Source organism: Pedobacter sp. 05T44 (assembly GCF_056395985.1).
On the sequence record NZ_JBFTKO010000017.1, the window covers coordinates 31,702 to 51,862 of the forward strand.

Below are 20,161 nucleotides of genomic sequence, written 5' to 3' on the forward strand. Positions count from 1 at the left end.
AAATTTACCCCATCAATTCTTTCATAAGTTTATCAAAGTCAGCTTTCATTATTGCAAGCTCCTCTTCTACTTTTGCCAGCCGCTGTTCCAAATCACTTGCAGGTCTGCTGTAATTATCGTCTATCGAATCATCTTGTGTTAGATCGGGGGTTCCGCTCAACAAATGCACATAACGCATTTCCTTTTGCCCGGCACGCTTAGGTAACTGCAAAACATAAGGCATTTCCGGATCTGAGAGTCTTTCAAGTACAGCCTGCACATCGTCCAGCGATTCAAACTCATATAACCTGCCCGAATTCGTATTTAATTCACCAGGTGTTTGTGCACCTCTTAGCATTAACAAACAAATAATAGCTACTTCCTGAGGCGTTACAGGGAAAACAATAGCAAAATTATGTTTGTACTTAACGCTCCTGCTGGAACCACCTGTTGCAGTTGAAATTAAACTCTTTCTTTTTAAAGTATCAAGAGCCAATATTACCGTCTGCTCATCGTATTGTACAACCGGCTTACGCGAAGTTTTTTGATTACAAGCAGCCGTAATTGCATTGATGGTCATTGGATAATACTCAGGCGTAGTCTTGGATTTCTCCATTAATACACCTAAAACACGAAGTTCTTCGGCATTTAAAACCGGCAGGGTCTGTGGTGAATCCATTAATTCTTAAGAATTAGATAAAATAAGATAGATCCTGTTTAATTCATCTTTAGTAAAATTGGTATTCTCAAGGCACTTTAATGAATCAGCAAGCTGCTCAGGTTTACTTGCGCCTACCAATACAGAAGTAATTCTTTCGTCGCGTAAAATCCACGACAGCGCCATATGAGCCAATTTTTGTCCTCTTTCCTGAGCTATTGCATTCAGTTTATTAAGCTGAGCTAATTTTTCGTCAGTAATTTGATCGCGTTGTAAAAATCCGTGAGACTTTGCTGCTCTCGAATCCTCAGGAATACCCTTTAGATACTTATCGGTAAGCATCCCTTGGGCCAATGGAGAAAATGGGATACAGCCAACACCCTCATTACCTAAAAGGTCTAATAAACCGTCCTCTATCCAACGCTCATACATAGAGTATTTTGGCTGATGGATAATGCATGGGGTACCCAGTTCTTTTAAAATTTGGATGGCACGCGCGGCCTCTTCCGGCTTATAATTAGATATACCTACGTATAATGCCTTACCCTGACGAACGATCAGATCTAATGCTGTCATAGTTTCTTCAAGCGGAGTCTCGGGATCCGGACGATGGTGATAAAAAATATCAACATAATCTAGCTCCATTCTTTTTAAACTCTGATCTAAACTTGACACCAGGTACTTTTTAGAGCCCCAATCGCCATAAGGTCCATCCCACATAGTATAACCAGCTTTACTTGAAATGATCATTTCATCTCTGTAACCGGCAAAATCTCTCTTTAATAGCTTACCAAAATTCTCTTCGGCTGAACCTGGAGGCGGACCGTAGTTATTAGCAAGATCGAAGTGAGTAATACCACTATCAAAAGCGAGTTTTAATATGTTACTGCAATTTTCCAATTGATCTACATGACCAAAATTATGCCATAGGCCTAATGAAATTGCTGGAAGTTTTAACCCACTGTTACCGCAGCGGCGGTATTGCATTTGAGTATATCGGCTGGAACTGGGTGTATATGGCATATAATAGATAAAATATTCAGTAGCGGCAAAAACCGCTACTGATATTTAAATAAATTAATACTTATTTAGCGTTTTTTTTCTCTGTAACTTCAGCACGAATTTCTTGAGCAAGAACTTTTAAATCTTGCATAGCTTTACGTACTCTTGTTCCAGCTGCATTGTTGCCAGAATTGTAAAATTTCTCAGCATCAGCCTCAACAGAAGCTAACAATTCTTTAACTTTTGAAAATTTTTCCATGTTTTGATTTTTTAATTTATAAGCCAAATATATATTATTTTGGAAATAAACGCGCATAACTTCACTTCTATTGCACTTTTTGTACCCGAACTCTTTTTTTTTAAAACCTTTTATAAGTTCACAGGTTATTTTCTAAAGCGAACTAAACAAATGATTATGCCATGGTTGAACTTATACATGTTGTTGAGGATGACGAAGATATCCGTTTTATAGTTGAATACGTATTGGTAGAAGCCGGTTATGAGGTTGTGACTTCTGGGACTGCAAAAGATTTTTATGAAAAAGTAGCTGTCCAACATCCTGAATTGATACTTTTAGACGTAAAATTGCCCGATGGTAATGGTATAAATATTTGCAGAAACTTAAAAACCGATAAAAAAACGAGCCATATTGCAATTATAATTATGTCGGCACATGCTGCCGAAAGAGCGGTTTTAGAAGAAGCCTGCGCCAATGGATTTATCAGCAAACCCTTTGATTTGGATGACATGCTCAACTCCGTAAAGAGGGTATTAAATGGTCATGATGATTATCAACAAAAACAAACGAGAAAAAATTCCAATAATTAAGGAAAAAATTCCTATATTTGTTTTGCACTAGATAAAAGCATTATGGCAAACACTCCAAAACCATACAAAACAAAGTCAAAAGTATCTGTTGTTTCAGAAAGCGCAGTTATTGCGTCTTACCAATCGTTATATGGCAACCCAATAAGTGTTCTTACCAATTCTAAAAATGGGTTATCAGCAAAAGCCGCCATTGATTTTCTTAATCTTTCGGGTTTCACCAAAGAAGAATTTCAGGATACTTTTAAAACAAATGTAAAAACTATACAAAATTACGTTTCGAATTCATCAAAGCTAGATGCCGCTTTAAGTGAAAAGCTTTTAAAATCTTTTTCTCTTTTTGATAAAGGCATCGAAATTTTTGGATCTGCAAAACTTTTTCATCAGTGGCTAAACACTCCTTCATATGGTCTTGGCAACCAAACCCCTTTCGATCTTATGGATACCATTACCGGTATTACCCTAATTGAAGAAGAACTGATAAGGATTGAATATGGTGATTTAGCTTAATTATGCATGTATTTCGTATAGCATTAGCTAAATATGCCACCAAGTTGTTTGCTTCGGGCAGAGCCGCACGCTGGAATCCTAACGATGTAGAAGTAATATACAGCGCAGGCTCGCGCTCACTGGCTTGCCTGGAAAATGTTGTCCACAGAAATCAAATAGGATTAAACCAATCTTTTCAGGTAATGACTATAGAAATCCCCGACGACATAAGAATCGTCCCTGTAGATATTAAAAAATTACCAGGTAATTGGATTGAATACCACAATATACCATTAACTCAAAAAATTGGGGAAGACTGGATCAACGAGGGCAAATCTGCCATTTTAAAAGTCCCCTCTTCTATCATTATAGCAGAATACAATTACCTGATAAATCCCAACCATCCGGATTTTAAATCGATAAAATTATTAAAATCGGAACCTTTTGTTTTTGACAGAAGAATAAAAAGCTAATTACGTATCCATTGCTAGGGCATCACCAGAGCATTACTAGGGCCTTAAGTCCAGTCAACGCCCTAGTAATGCCCTAGTAAGGCCCTACCAAGGCCCTAGCAACCTATTCCTCGACGTAGCGCACTTTCATCATTACGCCAGGGCTTTCGGTAAGTAAACTCCAGATCATTTTTTATTGTAAAAACCGATTTTCTTTTGAAATGAGGAAAAAGGTGGCGACATTAGCAAGCAATGAATTACCAAAAGAACATACAAAAAGCTATTATTGGCGCCTACAACAGGCATCAGCTACATGCGTATGCGCTTTTCAAAAGGTTTTTTAGAGAAAACTATCCTTTCGGTTTTAGTTTTCAAACCACCAGCAAGGACTTTATTAATTAAGCCCCGTATCATTTCGATTTTCTTTTTTCGATGCGGGGGTTAAAAGCACCTGATAAAAATCTGCTTTTTCTCATTCTTCATTTCAATTTTAATGCCTTTTCAGCAAAAGCCTGAATCGCGTATTCAATTTTTTTAAAAAATATAATAAAATATTAATTCACAACATATTCACGATCATGGAAACTAAATCATTGTCATTATCAAAAAGCGACTTTAAATTATTAAAGGAACATCTGGAAAAATCAAATATGAGCGCTTATAACAAAGAAAAATTAAGCAACGAATTAAAAGAAGCCACCATATATTCGGAAGAGGAACTTCCTTCTGATGTGGTGTGTTTAAAATCTGAAGCCCGTATAGCGAATACCAAAACCGGTAAAGAATTTACCTTTAAACTTGTAATGCCCGAAGAAGCAAACATTAAGGTTCAAAAGGTATCTGTTTTCGCTCCCATCGGAATTGCACTATTTGGCTATAGAACAAACGACATTATTACCTGGGAAATGCCAGATGGTTTACAGGAATTCAAAATACTATCGGTAAACAGGATGTAACCCACTTACCTCCTGCCTGCCATTGTTATCATCCGATGAGATAGGTCTTTTCCAAGGTATCTGTCTATAATCCCATGAACAACGTACAATATGGGAGTCATTAAAATGGCTACCACGAACTTATAGGTGTAATTTACCAGGCCTATTGCGGCAACCATTTGCCAGCTCCAGTGGTATTGGGGGTTAAGATAAAAAGCAATAAAGATAACCACAAAACTATCAATGCATTGCGAAACTAATGTTGAACCGGTGGCACGTAACCATAAGGCCTTGTCGCCGGTAACTTTCTTAATTTTATGAAAAATAAGCACATCAGCAATCTGGCCTACAAGGAAAGCAACAATAGAGCCCACAATGATCCACATACCCTGCCCAAATATACCGGCAAACGCATTGTTCATATTTAGTGATTCGCCATTAATGGTTTGTGTAACCCAAAAATCGGAAGGCTTTAACTGCATAGCTCCACCTACAACAATAAAGGCATATGCTATTAAAATGGCCGTTAGAATAGATAAATAACGAACTTGTCGCACTCCAAAATACTCATTTATAATATCAGTCATGATAAATATAATGGGCCAGGTTAACACACCGGCCGACATATTATAGGAAAGATTGGGTACTCCCAGTAAATTAATATTGAACTTTTCGATACCAAGCGTACCTTCAACTGTAAATATCTTTACACCAATAAACTCCGAGAGTATGGCGTTCGCGACAAAGAAGCTCCCTAAAATAAGCAGTAACCTGCTCTCTTTTGTTTTAAAAGTCATAGCAGGTTGAAATTATTAAATAATTCTGATATAACAGGATAAATATTATTTCTATTTTCGCTTAAACATGATATCAATACACTCCAAATTACCCACAGTTGGCACCACTATTTTTACGGTGATGTCTAAACTTGCTGAAGAACATAATGCGATAAACCTATCACAAGGATTTCCAGATTATGACTGTGATCCTAAACTGGTAGATTTTGTAGCTGATGCAATGAAGAAGGGCTTTAATCAGTATGCTCCTATGCCCGGATTACAATCGCTTAGGGAACTTATTGCAGAAAAGGCAAATACGCTTTATGATGCTGATTATAACCCGGATACTGAAGTTACGGTTACCGCAGGTGGAACACAGGCTATTTTTACGGCACTATCTTCGTGCATTACTGCTGGTGACGAAGTAATTATTTTTGAGCCGGCTTACGACTCCTATGCCCCTGCAATTAAATTATTGGGCGGACTGGTAAAGCCTTACGAAATGGTGCCACCGGATTATGAGATCGACTGGGAAATGGTAAAGAAACTATTTACTGTGAATACCAAAATGATCATTTTAAATAGTCCCCATAACCCTACTGGCAGTATTTTAACGGAAAAGGACATCAAAGCGCTTATTAAACTCACTAAGAATACAGATATACTTATTCTTAGTGATGAGGTGTATGAGCATATCATATTTGATGGTATAAAACATCATAGCCTGGCTTTATATCCCGAATTAAGAGACAGAAGTTTTATTGCAGCATCATTTGGCAAATTACTACACACAACAGGATGGAAACTCGGCTACTGCCTTGCTCCTGCCAACTTAATGAAGGAATTTCGTAAAGTACACCAGTTCAACGTTTTTAGTGTAAACACGCCAATGCAGGTAGGTGTAGCTAATTACCTTAAAGACCCTGAAACATATAACGGATTACCCGAATTTTTCCAGGAAAAGCGGGATTTCTTCCGTTCATTACTTGGCGAAACTAAATTTAAATTATTACCTTGTCATGGTTCTTATTTTCAATGTGTTAGCTATGCTCACTTGAATGACGAGAAAGATACGGATATGGCCCAAAAGCTTGTCAGGGAAAATGGAGTAGCGAGCATACCTGTTTCGGCCTTCTACATTAGAAAAACAGATCATAAAGTATTACGCTTTTGTTTTGCTAAAAAGCACGAAACATTAGAAAAAGCCGTTGAAGGACTAATGAAGTTATAATTTACATCCCTTTAAATTAGAATAATGGATCAACCAAATAACCTGAATATTAGCAATCTCAAAATTACAATTTATCAGGCCTATCTGTTTTGGGAAAACATAGATAAAAACTTACAGAACCTTGCCCTTAGATTATCAATGGGGATAAAAGAGAAAACAGATCTGATCATACTTCCAGAGATGTTCAACACAGGTTTTAGCATGAATGCTGCTTCACTTGCCGAAGAAATGAACGGAAAAACAATGCAGTGGATGGCCCAGACAGCCGATAAATACGATTGCGTTGTTACCGGAAGTTTAATTATAAAAGAAAACGATAAATATTTTAACCGCTTAATATGGATGTTGCCGGATGGTAGTTTCAGCCATTATGATAAACGTCACCTCTTCGGTTTAGGTGATGAAGATAAAACTTACACGCCTGGCCACGACAAAGTGATTGTAGACTTAAAAGGCTGGAAAATACGTTTAGCCATCTGCTACGACCTTCGTTTCCCTGTATGGCTGCGCAATCAGAACGCAGAATATGATATACTATTATTAATTGCAAGCTGGCCTGATAAAAGATCGAGCCATTGGAATGCACTTATACCTGCCCGTGCCATCGAAAATCAAAGTTATGTGATTGCTGCAAACAGGGTTGGTCATGATGGAAAAGAAGTTTATCACAGTGGTCATTCTCAATGTATTGACCCAATGGGAAAAACTGTTTATTACAAACCTGAAGATGAAGATCTATACACCTTTAGCATAGGTTACGATGACTTGGTTAAAACCCGCCATAGTTTTCCTTTTCTAAGAGATGCTGATAATTTTAAAATTATTTAGTTACTTTAAACCTAAAATGTTTAATCGTAGAAAATTCATAAAAACAACTGCAATATCGGCTTCGCTTCTTGCTGTTAATAAAAGTAGTATAGCCGAAATAATTCCGGCTAAATCAACCTCAATTGATGTTAAACCTATCGTAATCTCTACCTGGGATTTTGGAATTGCTGCTAATCAGGCAGCATGGAAAGTACTGTCTTCGGGCGGCAGAGCGCTAGATGCAGTTGAACAAGGTGTTCACGTGCCAGAAGCTGACCCAAAGAACCAATCTGTAGGCTATGGTGGCTTGCCAGACAGAGACGGGCACGTTACACTTGATGCCTGTATTATGGACGAACAGGGTAATTGTGGTTCTGTAGCAGGCCTGGAACATATTATGCACCCAATTTCTGTTGCCAGATTGGTAATGGAAAAAACACCACATGTAATGCTTGTTGGCGATGGTGCACTTCAGTTTGCTTTAGAAAACGGTTTTAAAAAGGAAAATTTACTTACCAAAGAAAGTGAAAAGGCCTGGAAAGAATGGCTTAAAACCGCAAAATATGCCCCGGTAATGAATATTGAGAACAAGCTCTATCAAAAAGCTGCTCCTACTAAATTGCCAGGCAATCAATACAATCACGACACTATTGGCATGCTGGCCATTGATGCAAAAGGAAATATTTCCGGTGCATGTACAACCAGCGGAATGGCTTATAAACTACATGGCCGTGTAGGCGACAGCCCAATAATTGGCGCTGGCTTATATGTGGATAATGAAGTTGGTGGTGCTACCTCTACCGGTGTTGGCGAAGAAGTGATCCGTAACGTTGGAAGCTTTCTGGTAGTAGAACTAATGCGCCAGGGCTATTCGCCCGAAGACGCCTGCAAAGAGGCTGTAATGAGAATCATTAAAAAGAAACCTGAAATTGCAAAGGTGATACAGGTGGGCTTTCTTGCCATCAATAAAAAAGGAGAATATGGCGCTTATGCTATTCAGAAAGGCTTTAGTTACGCCGTTTGCACTGAACAGAAAGATGACCTTTTAATTCCCGGAAAAAGTTATTATTAATATTAAGTATCATGGTAAATATGGAGGTTTGCGCCAATTCTGTAAGATCTGCTCTTGCAGCTCAGGAAGGTGGTGCAATAAGAGTTGAGCTATGCGATAATTTACCTGAAGGCGGCACAACACCAAGTTATGCAACGATCGCTTTGGCGAAAAAAATGCTTTCTATAAAGGTATATCCTATTATACGGCCACGCGGAGGTGATTTTCTATACTCTGATTTGGAGTTTGATCTAATGAAAGAGGATATAAAAATCTGCAAATCGTTAAATTGTGATGGAGTAGTTATAGGTATCTTAAAAGCTGATGGCAGTGTAGACAAAGAAAGATGCGCAGCGCTTATTGCTGCAGCTAAACCTATGCCCGTAACGTTTCACAGAGCCTTTGACATGACTAATGACCTGGAAAAGGCTTTAGAGGATATTATTGAACTTGGCTGTGAGCGAATTCTTACTTCGGGAGGAGAATCTTCTGCGCTTAAAGGAGCAGGTGTAATTGCAAAGCTAATTAAACAGGCTCAGGGAAGGATCATCATTATGCCGGGTGCCGGTGTTTCTATAAGTAATATTACTGATATCATTAAATTAACAGGCGCCAAAGAGTTTCATGCCTCTGCAAGGCATGCCGTAAAGAGCAAAATGCAGTTCAGAAACCCAAGATTGAGTATGGGAAGCATAGCTGATGAATTTAGTTACGATCTTACTGATAGTGAGACTGTAAAAAATTTAATCGGGCTTGCCAACAAACCTGCATAATAATCCGCTCAAAATCTTATCTTTGCGCCACTGATGAAGCATATACGTAATTTTTGCATAATTGCACATATTGACCACGGGAAAAGCACCTTGGCTGACCGTTTATTAGAATACACTGAGACGATTACTCAACGCGAATCGCAGGCCCAGTTATTGGATAACATGGACCTTGAACGTGAGCGAGGCATAACTATTAAAAGTCATGCCATACAAATGAATTATAAGGTTGGTGAAATTGAATACAATTTTAACCTGATTGATACTCCCGGACACGTAGATTTTTCTTACGAAGTTTCACGTTCTATCGCAGCTTGCGAAGGCGCCTTACTTATTGTTGATGCATCTCAGGGGATTCAGGCACAAACCATTTCGAACTTATATTTGGCTTTAGAGCACGATCTTGAAATTATCCCGATCTTAAATAAAATGGATTTACCTGGGGCAATGCCTGAGGAAGTAAAAGATCAGATTATTGACCTGATTGGCTGTAAACGTGAAGAGATTATCCCTGCATCAGGCAAAACGGGCTTGGGAATTCCTGATATTATTCAGGCCATTGTAGACCGTGTTCCTGCTCCGGTTGGTGATCCTGACGCGCCTTTACAGGCATTGATTTTCGACTCTGTATTTAATCCTTTCAGGGGAATTATCGCTTACTATAAAGTAGTAAACGGCCAGATTAAAAAAGGTGATAAGGTAAAATTCATAAACACAGGCAAACAATACTTAGCAGACGAAGTTGGTATCCTGAAACTGGATATGTCGCCACGCAGTGTTGTTAAGACCGGTGATGTAGGTTATATTATTTCGGGGATCAAAGAAGCCCGTGAAGTAAAAGTTGGTGATACGATAACCACTGTTGACAGACCATCGTTAGAATCAATTCAAGGTTTTGAAGAGGTTAAGCCAATGGTTTTCGCCGGAATTTATCCGGTTGATACCGATGAGTTTGAAGAATTGCGTGAGGCAATGCACAAGTTGCAGCTTAACGATGCTTCTATTGTGTTTGAACCTGAAAGTTCTGCGGCTTTAGGCTTCGGTTTCCGTTGCGGTTTCTTAGGAATGCTGCACATGGAAATTATCCAGGAACGTTTAGAGCGTGAATTTGACATGACGGTTATAACAACCGTACCCAACGTATCATATATCGCGCACACTACTAAAGGCGAAGAAGTTACCGTAAACAATCCTTCTGATTTACCAGATCCAAGTAAATTGGATTCTGTAGAAGAACCTTATATCAAAGCAAATATTATTACCAAGGCCGAATTTGTGGGTCCGGTAATGTCACTTTGTATTCAGAAAAGAGGGATTATTGTAAATCAATCTTACCTGACATCAGATCGTGTGGAGCTTGTTTTTGAAATGCCTATGGGAGAGATCGTTTTTGACTTTTATGATAAACTGAAAACAATTTCTAAAGGTTATGCTTCGTTTGACTACCATCAAGTTGGTTACCGCAAGTCGGACCTGGTAAGACTAGACATGCTGCTAAATGATGAGCCTGTTGATGCTTTGTCTTCGTTGATTCACCGTAGCAATGCTTACGATTTTGGAAAGAAAATTTGTGAGAAACTGAGAGAATTAATCCCTCGTCAACAATTCGAGATTAAGATACAGGCGTCTATTGGTGCAAAAGTGATTGCCCGTGAAACGCTTAGCGCTTTACGTAAAGACGTTACCGCTAAATGTTATGGCGGTGATATTTCCCGTAAACGTAAGTTATTGGAAAAACAGAAACAAGGTAAGAAACGTATGCGTCAGGTAGGAAATGTGGAAATTCCACAAACTGCATTTATGGCGGTATTGAAATTAGATTAACTTTTAAATTAGTATTTAGTAGGTAGTATTTAGTACTTAGACTGGATTCAGCTTGAATAAACAACTAGTCTAAGTACTAAATACTACCTACTAAATACTAGAAACTAAACACCAGGATGAAATTACTTGACGGAAAATTTGTATCAGAGAAAATAAAACAGGAAATAGCAGTTGAAGCTGCAGATTTTTTAGCAGAGAGTGGCAGAAAGCCTCACCTGGTAGCCATACTTGTTGGTAATGATGGCGGAAGTGAGACTTATGTTGCCAGCAAAATGAAAAACTGCGAAAAAGTTGGCTTCCAGTCTTCACTGATCAGATATGATGCTACCGTTACCGAGGAAGAACTGTTGCAAAAAGTTAAAGAAATTAACGAGGACGCCGGTGTTGACGGTTTAATTGTTCAACTTCCACTTCCTAAACATATTGATCCTGAAAAGGTAACTGAGGCTATCGATCATCGTAAGGATGTAGATGGTTTTCATCCAATCAATTTAGGACGCATGATGCGTAATTTACCTTGCTTTATTCCTGCTACTCCTTACGGTATTATGCTGATGTTGCAATCTTATCAAATAGATACGGTTGGTAAACATTGCGTAGTTGTTGGTAGAAGTAACATTGTTGGTAGCCCAATGAGTATTCTTATGGCCCGCAATGCAAATCCTGGTAACTGTACAGTGAGCCTTACCCATAGCAGAACTGCTAACTTAAAAGAAATGTGTTTGCAGGGTGATATCATTATTGCTGCTATTGGCAAAAAGAACTTCATTACCGCTGACATGGTTAAGCCTGGTGCTATCGTTATTGATGTGGGTATGAACAGAGAAACTTCTACTACTACCAAATCGGGATACAAACTTTATGGAGATGTAGATTTTGAAAATGTTGCACCGAAAGCTTCATGGATAACGCCTGTTCCGGGTGGTGTTGGATTAATGACCATTGTTGGTTTATTAAAGAACACACTTGCATCAGCTAAAAAAGAAATTTACCGCTAAGTAAATTTCTATGCTCTAGTCTTCTGTAATCGTCATCTCGAACATAGTGAGAGATCTCTTGGTTAGGCCAATTCAAGAGATCTCTCACTATGTTCGAGATGACGATCCTACTCCTATTTTCCAAAAAGTTTTTTAATCCAGCTTTCTTTAAAGCCTACATAAACCCCGTCAGATCTTGTTTCTAGCGGGTAAATATCTATATAATCGCCCTGTCCCTCTGCTCCTCTTCCGTTTTCAAGGTTGTACTCCCAACGATGAATAGGACAAATGAGATGCCCGTTTTTACACCATCCGCCACTTAAAATACCGCCGGCATGTGGGCAGGTGTTTTGTACTACAAAAAGTTTTTGTTGATGCTTTACCAGACAGAGCTTTTTACCATCAACATTGATCTGCTTTACAAATTCCTCCTCCGGTATTTCTGTCTCTATTTTATGCCACTTCAAAATTGAACTCTAATTAAATTTCAAACAACTTCTTCACAGATAGGTCATTTATATTCGCTCAATATACATATAATCTAATTTCCCCCGGATATTTATTTAACTTTGCAACCTTATATATGGCACATCAAATACCAGCAGACGGCACGCTACTTCCATTGATGGAAGAGTTTTACACTATACAGGGAGAAGGATTTAATACAGGTAAAGCAGCTTATTTTATTCGTTTAGGCGGTTGTGATGTTGGTTGTCACTGGTGTGATGTAAAGGAAAGCTGGGATGCTGAACTACATCCGCTTACGTTATCTGATGATATTGTTGCTAAAGCCGATACTTTTCCGGGTAAAGCTGTTGTAATTACCGGTGGTGAGCCTTTGATATATAACCTCGATTACCTTACTCAAAAGCTTCGTGAGCGAAAAATATTAACCTTTATTGAAACCTCTGGTGCTTACCCGCTTTCTGGAGAATGGGATTGGATTTGCTTGTCGCCAAAGAAGTTTAAAGCCCCAAGGCCCGATATTACACCTTTTGCAAACGAATTAAAGGTTATTGTGTTCAATAAAAGTGATTTTGAATGGGCAGAGAAATATGCTGAAACAGTTTCCGAAAACTGTAAACTTTACCTACAGCCTGAGTGGTCAAGATCAAAGGAGATTACCCCATTGATTATTGATTATGTAATGGCTAATCCGAAATGGGAAATTTCTTTACAGACACATAAATTTTTAAATATTCCATAGGTTTTCTATCTATTTCGCTATATTTAATATTATCGTTAATATAAGCGTCAATGAAGAAAACGTTACTCCTGTTCTTCTTACTCTTTGTTGTTGTACATGCTGGTGCCCAAACTACCAATATAAAGAAGGCGCAGACCAATTTTGATAAAGCTCAGAATTATTTAAAGCAAGATAATTATGACCTTGCAGTTTCTGCTTTATTAGAAACTGTAAAAGAAGATCCGTCTTTTCAGTTTGCCTTTATACAACTTGGCGATATCAATCGCAGAACAAAGAACTTTGATGCAGCTAAAACAGCATATCTGAATGCTTTAAATCTTGGAGCCGATAAAGCTGATCCCCGTTTGTATTATGGTTTAGCTGAATCGGAGTTAAATACAGGCAACTATTTGAATGCTTTAAAACACATTGAACTCTTTATTAAAAACTACAAAGGCAACGATAAAGATTTCATTAATAAAGCCAATAAATACCTTAAAGATTGTGAGTTTGCCGTTTTAGCAATAAAATCCCCACAGAAATACGAGCCGGTTAACCTTGGAAAAGAGATAAATTCAAGCTATAGAGACTACTTTCCTTCCATTACTGCAGATGGAGAAAAACTAATTTTTAGCAGAAACATAGATGGAAACGAAGACTTCTTTATTTCTTCCAAAATTAATAAAGAATGGACAACCCCTACTCCACTGAGTGATAAAATTAACACTTCAAAATTTAATGAGGGCGCTCAATCCATCTCGCCTGACGGGCTTTATTTGTTTTTTACTGGATGCAACAGACCTGATGGCTTAGGCAGATGCGACATTTATGTTAGTCATAAAGAAGGGAATAACTGGGGCGAACCTTTTAATCTCGGTGCCCCTTTAAACTCGCCTTTTTGGGATTCGCAACCTGCAATTAGTCCTGATGGCACCACTTTGTATTTTGTAAGCAACCGACCAGGTGGTTTAGGTGGCTATGATATATGGAAAAGCACACTAAAAAGCGATGGGTATTGGGGCGTCCCTCAGAATCTTGGACCCGAAATAAACACGCCATATGATGAGCATACTCCATTTATACATCCAGACGGAAAAACGCTTTATTTTTCGTCTGACGGCTGGCCCGGATTAGGAAATAAGGACGTTTTTTTAAGCAGATTAGACGATGCCGGGCATTGGGGCAAACCAGAAAACCTAGGTTATCCTATTAATACATTTAATGAAGAAACCGGCTTAATAGTAACTCCTGATGGCACAGAAGGTTTGTTTTCTTCAAATTTAAAAAGAGGATTTGGCGACATGGATATTTACCAGTTCAAAATGCCAGAAAATAAAAAACCACTCCCCATTACTTATGTAAAAGGCATTGTAAAGGATAAAGAAACAGGTGCATTTGTAGAAGCAAAGGTTCAGGTAGTGAACCTAAAAAATGGAAAAACTGAATATAACGATTATACTTCTAAAGAAACCGGAGATTTCCTTGCCGTAATGCCAATTGGAGGAAACTATGCCTTTAACGCTAGCTCCGATGGTTATTTGTTTTATTCTGAAAACTATGAATTGAATAGTTCCTATACTAACAAACCCTTTCTGCTGAAGATTTTGCTGGAAAAACTAAAGGTAGGTACCAATGTAATATTGAAAAACATATTCTTTAACACCAACCAGTATAGTTTGCTACCCGCATCAGTTACCGAATTAACTACACTTGTAGATCTTTTAAATAACAATGCCAATATTAGCATTGAAATACAGGGACATACTGATGATGTTGGAAATGTAAAGGACAACGAAAAACTCTCTATGCAGCGTGCCAAAGCGGTTTATGATTACCTTTTAGAACATAAAATAGCGGCTGAGCGCTTAACTTACAAAGGGTACGGTGAATCGAAACCTATTACATCCAATAGCACTGAAGAAAATAGAAAGCTGAACAGGAGGACTTCTTTTGTTATCAGTAAGCTTTAACAGAAAAAAGCGATTAAATAATCGCTTTTCTTACTCTAATTAGTTTAACCAAAAGGTCTTCGAGCAAATCGAGATGCAGCATATTAGCACCATCTGATTTTGCATTTGCCGGATCAGGATGTGTTTCAATAAACAAACCATCAGCTCCCACCGCAATTGCAGCTTTAGCAATTGTTTCTATTAATGCCGGTTTACCTCCGGTTACACCACTGCTTTGATTTGGCTGCTGTAATGAATGCGTACAGTCCATAACAACAGGTACTCCAAAAGATTGCATTTCGGGCAAACCACGGTAATCTACAATAAGGTCCTGGTAGCCAAAAGTATTGCCTCTATCTGTAAGGATCACTTTATTATTTCCCGCCTCTACTATTTTTTCTACAGCAAATTTCATTGATCCGGCGGATAGAAACTGTCCTTTTTTAACGTTTACAACCTTATTTGTTTTGGCAGCTGCGATTAACAAGTCGGTTTGTCTGCATAAAAAAGCTGGAATCTGCAACACATCAACGTAAGCAGCAGCCATAGCTGCCTCATCATTTTCATGAATATCCGTTACCGTTGGTACACCAAAGGTTTTACTTACTTTCTCTAATATTTTAAGTGCTTTTTCATCACCAATTCCAGTAAAAGAATCACCTTTAGAGCGGTTAGCTTTGCGGTATGAACCCTTAAAAATATATGGTATTTGTAGTTTATCCGTTATTGCAACTATCTTTTCGGCTATACGCATGGCTATTTCTTCGCCTTCTATGGCACAAGGCCCTGCCATTAAAAAGAAATTACCTGATTCCTGATTTTTGAAATTATCTAAAGGGAAATTGATCATTGTTGTTTTTTATTGTTAGTTACCTAGTTCTGACATGAATTTAATACGCATCAGCTGTATTTCTTCACGAGAATAATCTGATTCTCCAAGTTCTCTTAATGCTTCATCAATTGAATCATTTTCTGCTGATTGGAAATAATCAAATACTTCATCCTGGCGGTCTTCATCTATCACTTCATCTACAAAGTAGCTAAGATTTAGCTTGGTGCCAGAGTTTACAATTGCTTCTACTTCTTTTAGAATATCATCGTATGTGATACCCTTCGATTTTGCAATATCTTCAAGGCCAATTTTTCTGTCTATATTCTGAATAATCGATACTTTAAGCTGTGATTTATTGGCCTGTGTTTTAATAATCAGATCAATAGGACGCTCGATATCATTATCCTCTACATATTTTTTGATAAGCTCAAGAAAAGATCCTCCAAATTTAAGCGCTTTTCCATGACCAACTCCCGAGATTTGCTTTAGCTCGTCCATCGAAATTGGGTAATGTGTGCACATCTCTTCAAGAGACGGATCTTGAAACACTACAAAAGGAGGTACATTCTTTTGTTTAGCTATTTTCTTTCTCAGATCTTTCAGCAACTGCAGTAACTGAGCATCTACCGCTCCGCTGCCATGCTTAACATCATCTTCGTCATCATCAGCTGCACTTTCAATTGGCTCATTTAGGACAAACTTAAGTGCATATGGATTTTCAATAAAGCTTAATCCGCCGTTGGTTAACCCAAGTAAACCGTAATTGTCTATGTCTTTAGATAAGAAATTATTTAATACCGCTTGCCTGATAAGTGATTTCCAATGATTCTCTCCCTCAACAACTCCTAAACCAAATTCAGGAAGCTTACTGTGTTCATAAGCAATTGTCTGAGCAGTTTCATTACCTAAAATAACGCTTAGGATGTGGGCATCATCAAACTTCTCTCCTATTTTTTTAATCAGCTTTAACAGAACCATCAAAGATTCTTCTGCTTCGAATAGTTTTTTCGGTTTCTTACAGTTATCACACATGCAATTACAACCGGTCTCATTAAAGTTCTCTCCAAAGTAATGAAGGATCTGCTTTCTTCGGCATACGCCGGATTCAGCATAATCAATAACCTCCTTTAATATCTGAGTACCTATTTCGCGTTCAGATACCGGTTTATCTTTCATAAACTTGGCCAGCTTGTCTACATCCTTTTGAGCGTAGAAAGCAATACAAATTCCCTCTCCTCCATCGCGTCCGGCCCTCCCAGTCTCCTGGTAATAACCTTCCATACTTTTAGGGATATCATGGTGAATTACAAAACGCACATCCGGTTTATCGATTCCCATACCAAAGGCGATAGTGGCTACAATAACCTCTACATCCTCCATAAGGAATCTATCCTGAGTATCGGCTCTAACCTTTGGTTCTAAGCCTGCATGATATGGTAGGGCTTTAATGCCGTTCAGATTTAGGGTTTCTGCAACCTCTTCAACCTTTTTACGGCTAAGGCAATAAATAATCCCCGATTTACCGGTATTGTATTTTATGTACCTGATGATTTCTTTAATGACATCCCTCTTGGGCCTGATCTCATAAAATAAGTTGGGCCTGTTAAATGATGATTTAAACAAGGTCGCATCAGACATTTGAAGATTCTTGATGATATCCTGCTGAACCTTAGGTGTTGCAGTTGCAGTTAAGGCTATAATTGGAATATCTTCGCCCAGACCTTGTATCACTTGCCTGATTTTCCTGTATTCAGGTCTAAAATCATGGCCCCACTCGGAAATACAGTGGGCTTCATCAACCGCCACAAAAGAAATCTTAATCAATTTTAAGAAATCTATATTGTCTTGCTTAGAAAGTGATTCGGGAGCAACATATAACAATTTTGTTTGTCCGCTTAATAAATCACTTTTAACTTGAGTAATTTCGGTTTTATTTAAAGAAGAATTTAAAAAGTGCGCTATACTATCACTTCCTCCAAATGCCCTTAGTTGATCTACCTGATTTTTCATCAGTGCAATTAATGGCGATATCACTATAGCAGTTCCTTCTTCCATCAAAGCTGGCAACTGGTAGCAAATGGACTTCCCCCCACCTGTAGGCATTATAACAAACGTATTTCTTTTTTCAAGAATATTGGTGATGATAGACTCCTGATCACCTTTAAAATTATCAAAACCAAAAAAGGTTTGTAAGTTGTCAAACAACGACTTTTTCACATCCATTTCGTGTATAAAATATTCAGTGCTATTTTTACTTCAAAATAACATAATTTTGCACAAATTCAAAGCATCAATATACTAAATAATTCTGTTTGAAAAGTAAAAAATCTATTATCGACGACGCTGTTAGCACTTTACAGTTAGAAGCTCAGGCTATTTTAGGCTTAATTGAAAACATAAATGACGATTTTGTTAAGATTATTGACCTAATTATTGAAAGTGAGGGTCGTGTAATTGTAACCGGAATTGGAAAAAGCGCCATTATTGCGCAAAAGATTGTAGCAACTTTTAATTCAACTGGTACTCCGGCCATATTTATGCATGCAGCAGATGCTGTGCATGGAGACCTCGGAATGATCCAAAAAAACGACATTGTAATCTGTATTTCCAAGAGTGGAAATACTCCTGAAATAAAGGTGTTGACACCATTACTTAAACAAGCCGGCAACATTATGATTGGTATGGTTGGTCAGTTAAATTCTGATTTGGCTTTGCAGGCCGATTTTATATTGAACACCTTTGTTGAAAAAGAAGCATGCCCGCATAACCTGGCCCCTACTACCAGTACCACTGCCCAGCTAGCTATGGGCGATGCTTTGGCTATTGCTTTGTTAAACGCACGCAATTTTAATGAAGGCGATTTTGCCCGCTTCCATCCAGGTGGAGCACTAGGTAAAAAACTTTATTTAAAAGCCGGAGATATTGCCCTGAAGAACGAGAAACCCACTATTCATCCTTCGGCATCAGTTAAAGATGTCATAATCGAAATTAGTCAAAACCGTTTGGGTGCTGTTGTTGTTATTGAAAGCAATGTTATTTTGGGGATAATTACTGATGGAGATATTCGTAGAATGCTGGAAAAACATTCTAATTTAGCCGATATTAAAGCGAGCGACTTAATGAACCCCAATCCAAAAAAAGTAGACAAAGAGGTTTTAGCAATGACTGCTTTGGATATGATAAAAGAAAACAACATTACGCAACTACTGGTTACCGACAATGGAACCTATTTTGGCATGATACATTTTCACGACCTTTTACAGGAAGGTATAATTTAAAGAGACTGTAATATCAGATATGAATAATAATAATTACGCCTTAATAATGGCTGGCGGCGTTGGAAGCCGTTTTTGGCCAGTGAGCAGAACAGAATATCCTAAACAGTTTATTGATTTTTTTGGTGTTGGAAAAACACTTATACAGAGTACTTACGATCGTTTTTTAAAGATTTGTCCTCCAGAAAATATATTTGTAGTAACTAACGAGATATATACTCATATCATAAAAGAGCAGCTACCTGATTTGAATGAGAATCAAATTCTGGCAGAACCTATAATGAGAAATACAGCTCCTTGTGTTTCTTATGGATCGATGAAAATTGCTCAGATTAACCCAGATGCAACTATCGTAGTAGCACCTTCTGACCATACCATTACCAATCAGGATGCTTTTATCGCGGCAATTGAGCAATCCTTAAAAGCGGCATCTGAAAATGATTGTCTGATCACTTTAGGCATAAAACCCAGCAGACCTGATACAGGCTATGGTTATATACAATACACCGAGAGTTCATTAAAAACTGATGAGCAAATCCACAAAGTAAAAATCTTTACTGAAAAGCCTAATTTAGATTTGGCCAAATCTTTTGTACAAAGCGGCGACTTCTTATGGAATGCCGGGATTTTTATATGGTCTGCAAAATCAATTAACAATGCTTTCTCTAAGCATTTACCTGATATGTACGAGATATTTCATCAGGGAAATGATTTATATAATACAGCTAGCGAAGTCGAATTTATTGGAAATGCATATTTACAGTGTACTAATATTTCTATTGACTTCGGGATTATGGAAAAGGCAGATAATGTTTATGTATTACCTGCTGATTTTGGCTGGTCGGATCTTGGAACCTGGGCCTCTATCTATGATATTGCTGAGCATGATTATGTTGGCAATGCAGTAATTCCTTCAGAAAAGGTAATGATGTTTAACTCATCRAACTGCATGGTAAATGTACCAAAGAACAAATTGGTGATTTTGCAGGATTTACATGATTACATCGTTGTAGAATCAAACAATACACTATTAATTTGCCCTAGATCATCTGAACAAAGCATAAAACAAATTGTTGCTGATGTAAAATCGAAATTCGGCACAAAATATATTTAACCCCATTTAATTATCTTTTAACACAT

21 protein-coding genes are annotated in these 20,161 nt (G+C 37.9%); 14 read left to right on the top strand and 7 right to left on the bottom strand.

Translation table 11 applies throughout. The features are described 5' to 3' along the window. Positions 1 to 4 precede the first annotated feature (4 nt). From AC1DDK_RS21330 to AC1DDK_RS21340, 3 genes are all read right to left on the bottom strand, one after another. The gene (locus AC1DDK_RS21330; protein ID WP_172663162.1) at positions 5 to 658 is read right to left on the bottom strand and encodes a YceH family protein; all 654 of its coding nucleotides are present in this window, start codon (positions 656 to 658) and stop codon (positions 5 to 7) included. A 6-nt stretch (positions 659 to 664) separates the two neighbouring features. Continuing rightward, positions 665 to 1,660: an L-glyceraldehyde 3-phosphate reductase gene (gene mgrA, locus AC1DDK_RS21335; protein WP_288883337.1), complete on the bottom strand. Its 996-nt coding sequence runs from the start codon at positions 1,658 to 1,660 to the stop codon at positions 665 to 667. 61 nt (positions 1,661 to 1,721) lie between these two features. Then, positions 1,722 to 1,898, bottom strand: a complete 177-nt coding sequence (locus AC1DDK_RS21340) for a hypothetical protein (RefSeq protein ID WP_048905246.1) — start codon at positions 1,896 to 1,898, stop codon at positions 1,722 to 1,724. 161 nt (positions 1,899 to 2,059) lie between these two features. On the opposite strand from AC1DDK_RS21340, the gene AC1DDK_RS21345 reads away from it, so the two are divergent. From AC1DDK_RS21345 to AC1DDK_RS21360, 4 genes are all read left to right on the top strand, one after another. After that, a complete protein-coding gene (locus AC1DDK_RS21345; RefSeq protein ID WP_337714824.1) occupies positions 2,060 to 2,467 on the top strand; it encodes a response regulator transcription factor in 408 nt (135 codons plus the stop codon). A gap of 42 nt (positions 2,468 to 2,509) precedes the next feature. Beyond that, on the top strand, positions 2,510 to 2,974 hold the full coding sequence (parS, locus tag AC1DDK_RS21350; RefSeq protein WP_172663165.1) for a type II RES/Xre toxin-antitoxin system antitoxin: 465 nt from the start codon (positions 2,510 to 2,512) through the stop codon (positions 2,972 to 2,974). A 2-nt stretch (positions 2,975 to 2,976) separates the two neighbouring features. Continuing rightward, positions 2,977 to 3,426 (top strand): RES family NAD+ phosphorylase, encoded by a 450-nt coding sequence (locus AC1DDK_RS21355; protein ID WP_172663166.1) that lies wholly within the window; start codon positions 2,977 to 2,979, stop codon positions 3,424 to 3,426. Between the two features lie 557 nt (positions 3,427 to 3,983). Continuing rightward, complete coding sequence (locus AC1DDK_RS21360; RefSeq protein ID WP_172663167.1) at positions 3,984 to 4,361, top strand: GreA/GreB family elongation factor; 378 nt, start codon at positions 3,984 to 3,986, stop codon at positions 4,359 to 4,361. Between the two features lie 5 nt (positions 4,362 to 4,366). Here the strand turns inward: AC1DDK_RS21360 and AC1DDK_RS21365 are convergent, their stop codons facing one another. Next, entirely contained in the window at positions 4,367 to 5,137 is a 771-nt protein-coding gene (locus tag AC1DDK_RS21365) for a queuosine precursor transporter (RefSeq protein ID WP_172663168.1), read from the bottom strand. 67 nt (positions 5,138 to 5,204) lie between these two features. Between AC1DDK_RS21365 and AC1DDK_RS21370 the strand changes: the two genes are divergently transcribed. The 6 genes from AC1DDK_RS21370 (at position 5,205) to AC1DDK_RS21395 (ending at position 11,800) form a co-directional block, all read left to right on the top strand. Further along, positions 5,205 to 6,350, top strand: coding sequence for a methionine aminotransferase (locus AC1DDK_RS21370; RefSeq protein WP_288883333.1), 1,146 nt, complete (start codon positions 5,205 to 5,207; stop codon positions 6,348 to 6,350). 24 nt (positions 6,351 to 6,374) lie between these two features. Next, positions 6,375 to 7,178, top strand: coding sequence for a nitrilase family protein (locus AC1DDK_RS21375; protein WP_172663170.1), 804 nt, complete (start codon positions 6,375 to 6,377; stop codon positions 7,176 to 7,178). A 16-nt stretch (positions 7,179 to 7,194) separates the two neighbouring features. Beyond that, on the top strand, positions 7,195 to 8,229 hold the full coding sequence (locus AC1DDK_RS21380; protein ID WP_172663171.1) for a glycosylasparaginase: 1,035 nt from the start codon (positions 7,195 to 7,197) through the stop codon (positions 8,227 to 8,229). Positions 8,230 to 8,240: 11 nt separating this feature from the next. Beyond that, the gene (locus AC1DDK_RS21385) at positions 8,241 to 8,981 is read left to right on the top strand and encodes a copper homeostasis protein CutC (protein ID WP_172663172.1); all 741 of its coding nucleotides are present in this window, start codon (positions 8,241 to 8,243) and stop codon (positions 8,979 to 8,981) included. A gap of 33 nt (positions 8,982 to 9,014) precedes the next feature. Continuing rightward, positions 9,015 to 10,802, top strand: a complete 1,788-nt coding sequence (gene lepA, locus AC1DDK_RS21390) for a translation elongation factor 4 (RefSeq protein WP_048905142.1) — start codon at positions 9,015 to 9,017, stop codon at positions 10,800 to 10,802. 116 nt (positions 10,803 to 10,918) lie between these two features. After that, positions 10,919 to 11,800 (top strand): bifunctional 5,10-methylenetetrahydrofolate dehydrogenase/5,10-methenyltetrahydrofolate cyclohydrolase, encoded by an 882-nt coding sequence (locus AC1DDK_RS21395; protein WP_288883330.1) that lies wholly within the window; start codon positions 10,919 to 10,921, stop codon positions 11,798 to 11,800. 113 nt (positions 11,801 to 11,913) lie between these two features. Here the strand turns inward: AC1DDK_RS21395 and AC1DDK_RS21400 are convergent, their stop codons facing one another. Further along, a complete protein-coding gene (locus AC1DDK_RS21400; RefSeq protein WP_216854490.1) occupies positions 11,914 to 12,246 on the bottom strand; it encodes a Rieske (2Fe-2S) protein in 333 nt (110 codons plus the stop codon). 116 nt (positions 12,247 to 12,362) lie between these two features. Between AC1DDK_RS21400 and AC1DDK_RS21405 the strand changes: the two genes are divergently transcribed. After that, positions 12,363 to 12,986, top strand: coding sequence for a 7-carboxy-7-deazaguanine synthase QueE (locus AC1DDK_RS21405; RefSeq protein WP_172663174.1), 624 nt, complete (start codon positions 12,363 to 12,365; stop codon positions 12,984 to 12,986). Positions 12,987 to 13,036: 50 nt separating this feature from the next. Beyond that, positions 13,037 to 14,935: an OmpA family protein gene (locus AC1DDK_RS21410; RefSeq protein ID WP_337714826.1), complete on the top strand. Its 1,899-nt coding sequence runs from the start codon at positions 13,037 to 13,039 to the stop codon at positions 14,933 to 14,935. 13 nt (positions 14,936 to 14,948) lie between these two features. On the opposite strand, the gene kdsA is transcribed toward AC1DDK_RS21410, so the two are convergent. Further along, positions 14,949 to 15,764, bottom strand: a complete 816-nt coding sequence (gene kdsA, locus AC1DDK_RS21415) for a 3-deoxy-8-phosphooctulonate synthase (RefSeq protein WP_288883327.1) — start codon at positions 15,762 to 15,764, stop codon at positions 14,949 to 14,951. Positions 15,765 to 15,779: 15 nt separating this feature from the next. Then, complete coding sequence (gene recQ, locus AC1DDK_RS21420) at positions 15,780 to 17,969, bottom strand: DNA helicase RecQ (RefSeq protein ID WP_172663177.1); 2,190 nt, start codon at positions 17,967 to 17,969, stop codon at positions 15,780 to 15,782. An 89-nt stretch (positions 17,970 to 18,058) separates the two neighbouring features. Here recQ and AC1DDK_RS21425 point away from each other — a divergent pair, with 89 nt between their 5' ends. Together AC1DDK_RS21425 and AC1DDK_RS21430 are read left to right on the top strand one after the other, a co-directional pair. Further along, positions 18,059 to 19,024: a KpsF/GutQ family sugar-phosphate isomerase gene (locus tag AC1DDK_RS21425; protein WP_172663178.1), complete on the top strand. Its 966-nt coding sequence runs from the start codon at positions 18,059 to 18,061 to the stop codon at positions 19,022 to 19,024. Between the two features lie 19 nt (positions 19,025 to 19,043). Next, positions 19,044 to 20,135 (top strand): mannose-1-phosphate guanylyltransferase, encoded by a 1,092-nt coding sequence (locus AC1DDK_RS21430; protein WP_172663179.1) that lies wholly within the window; start codon positions 19,044 to 19,046, stop codon positions 20,133 to 20,135. Positions 20,136 to 20,161: the final 26 nt, after the last annotated feature.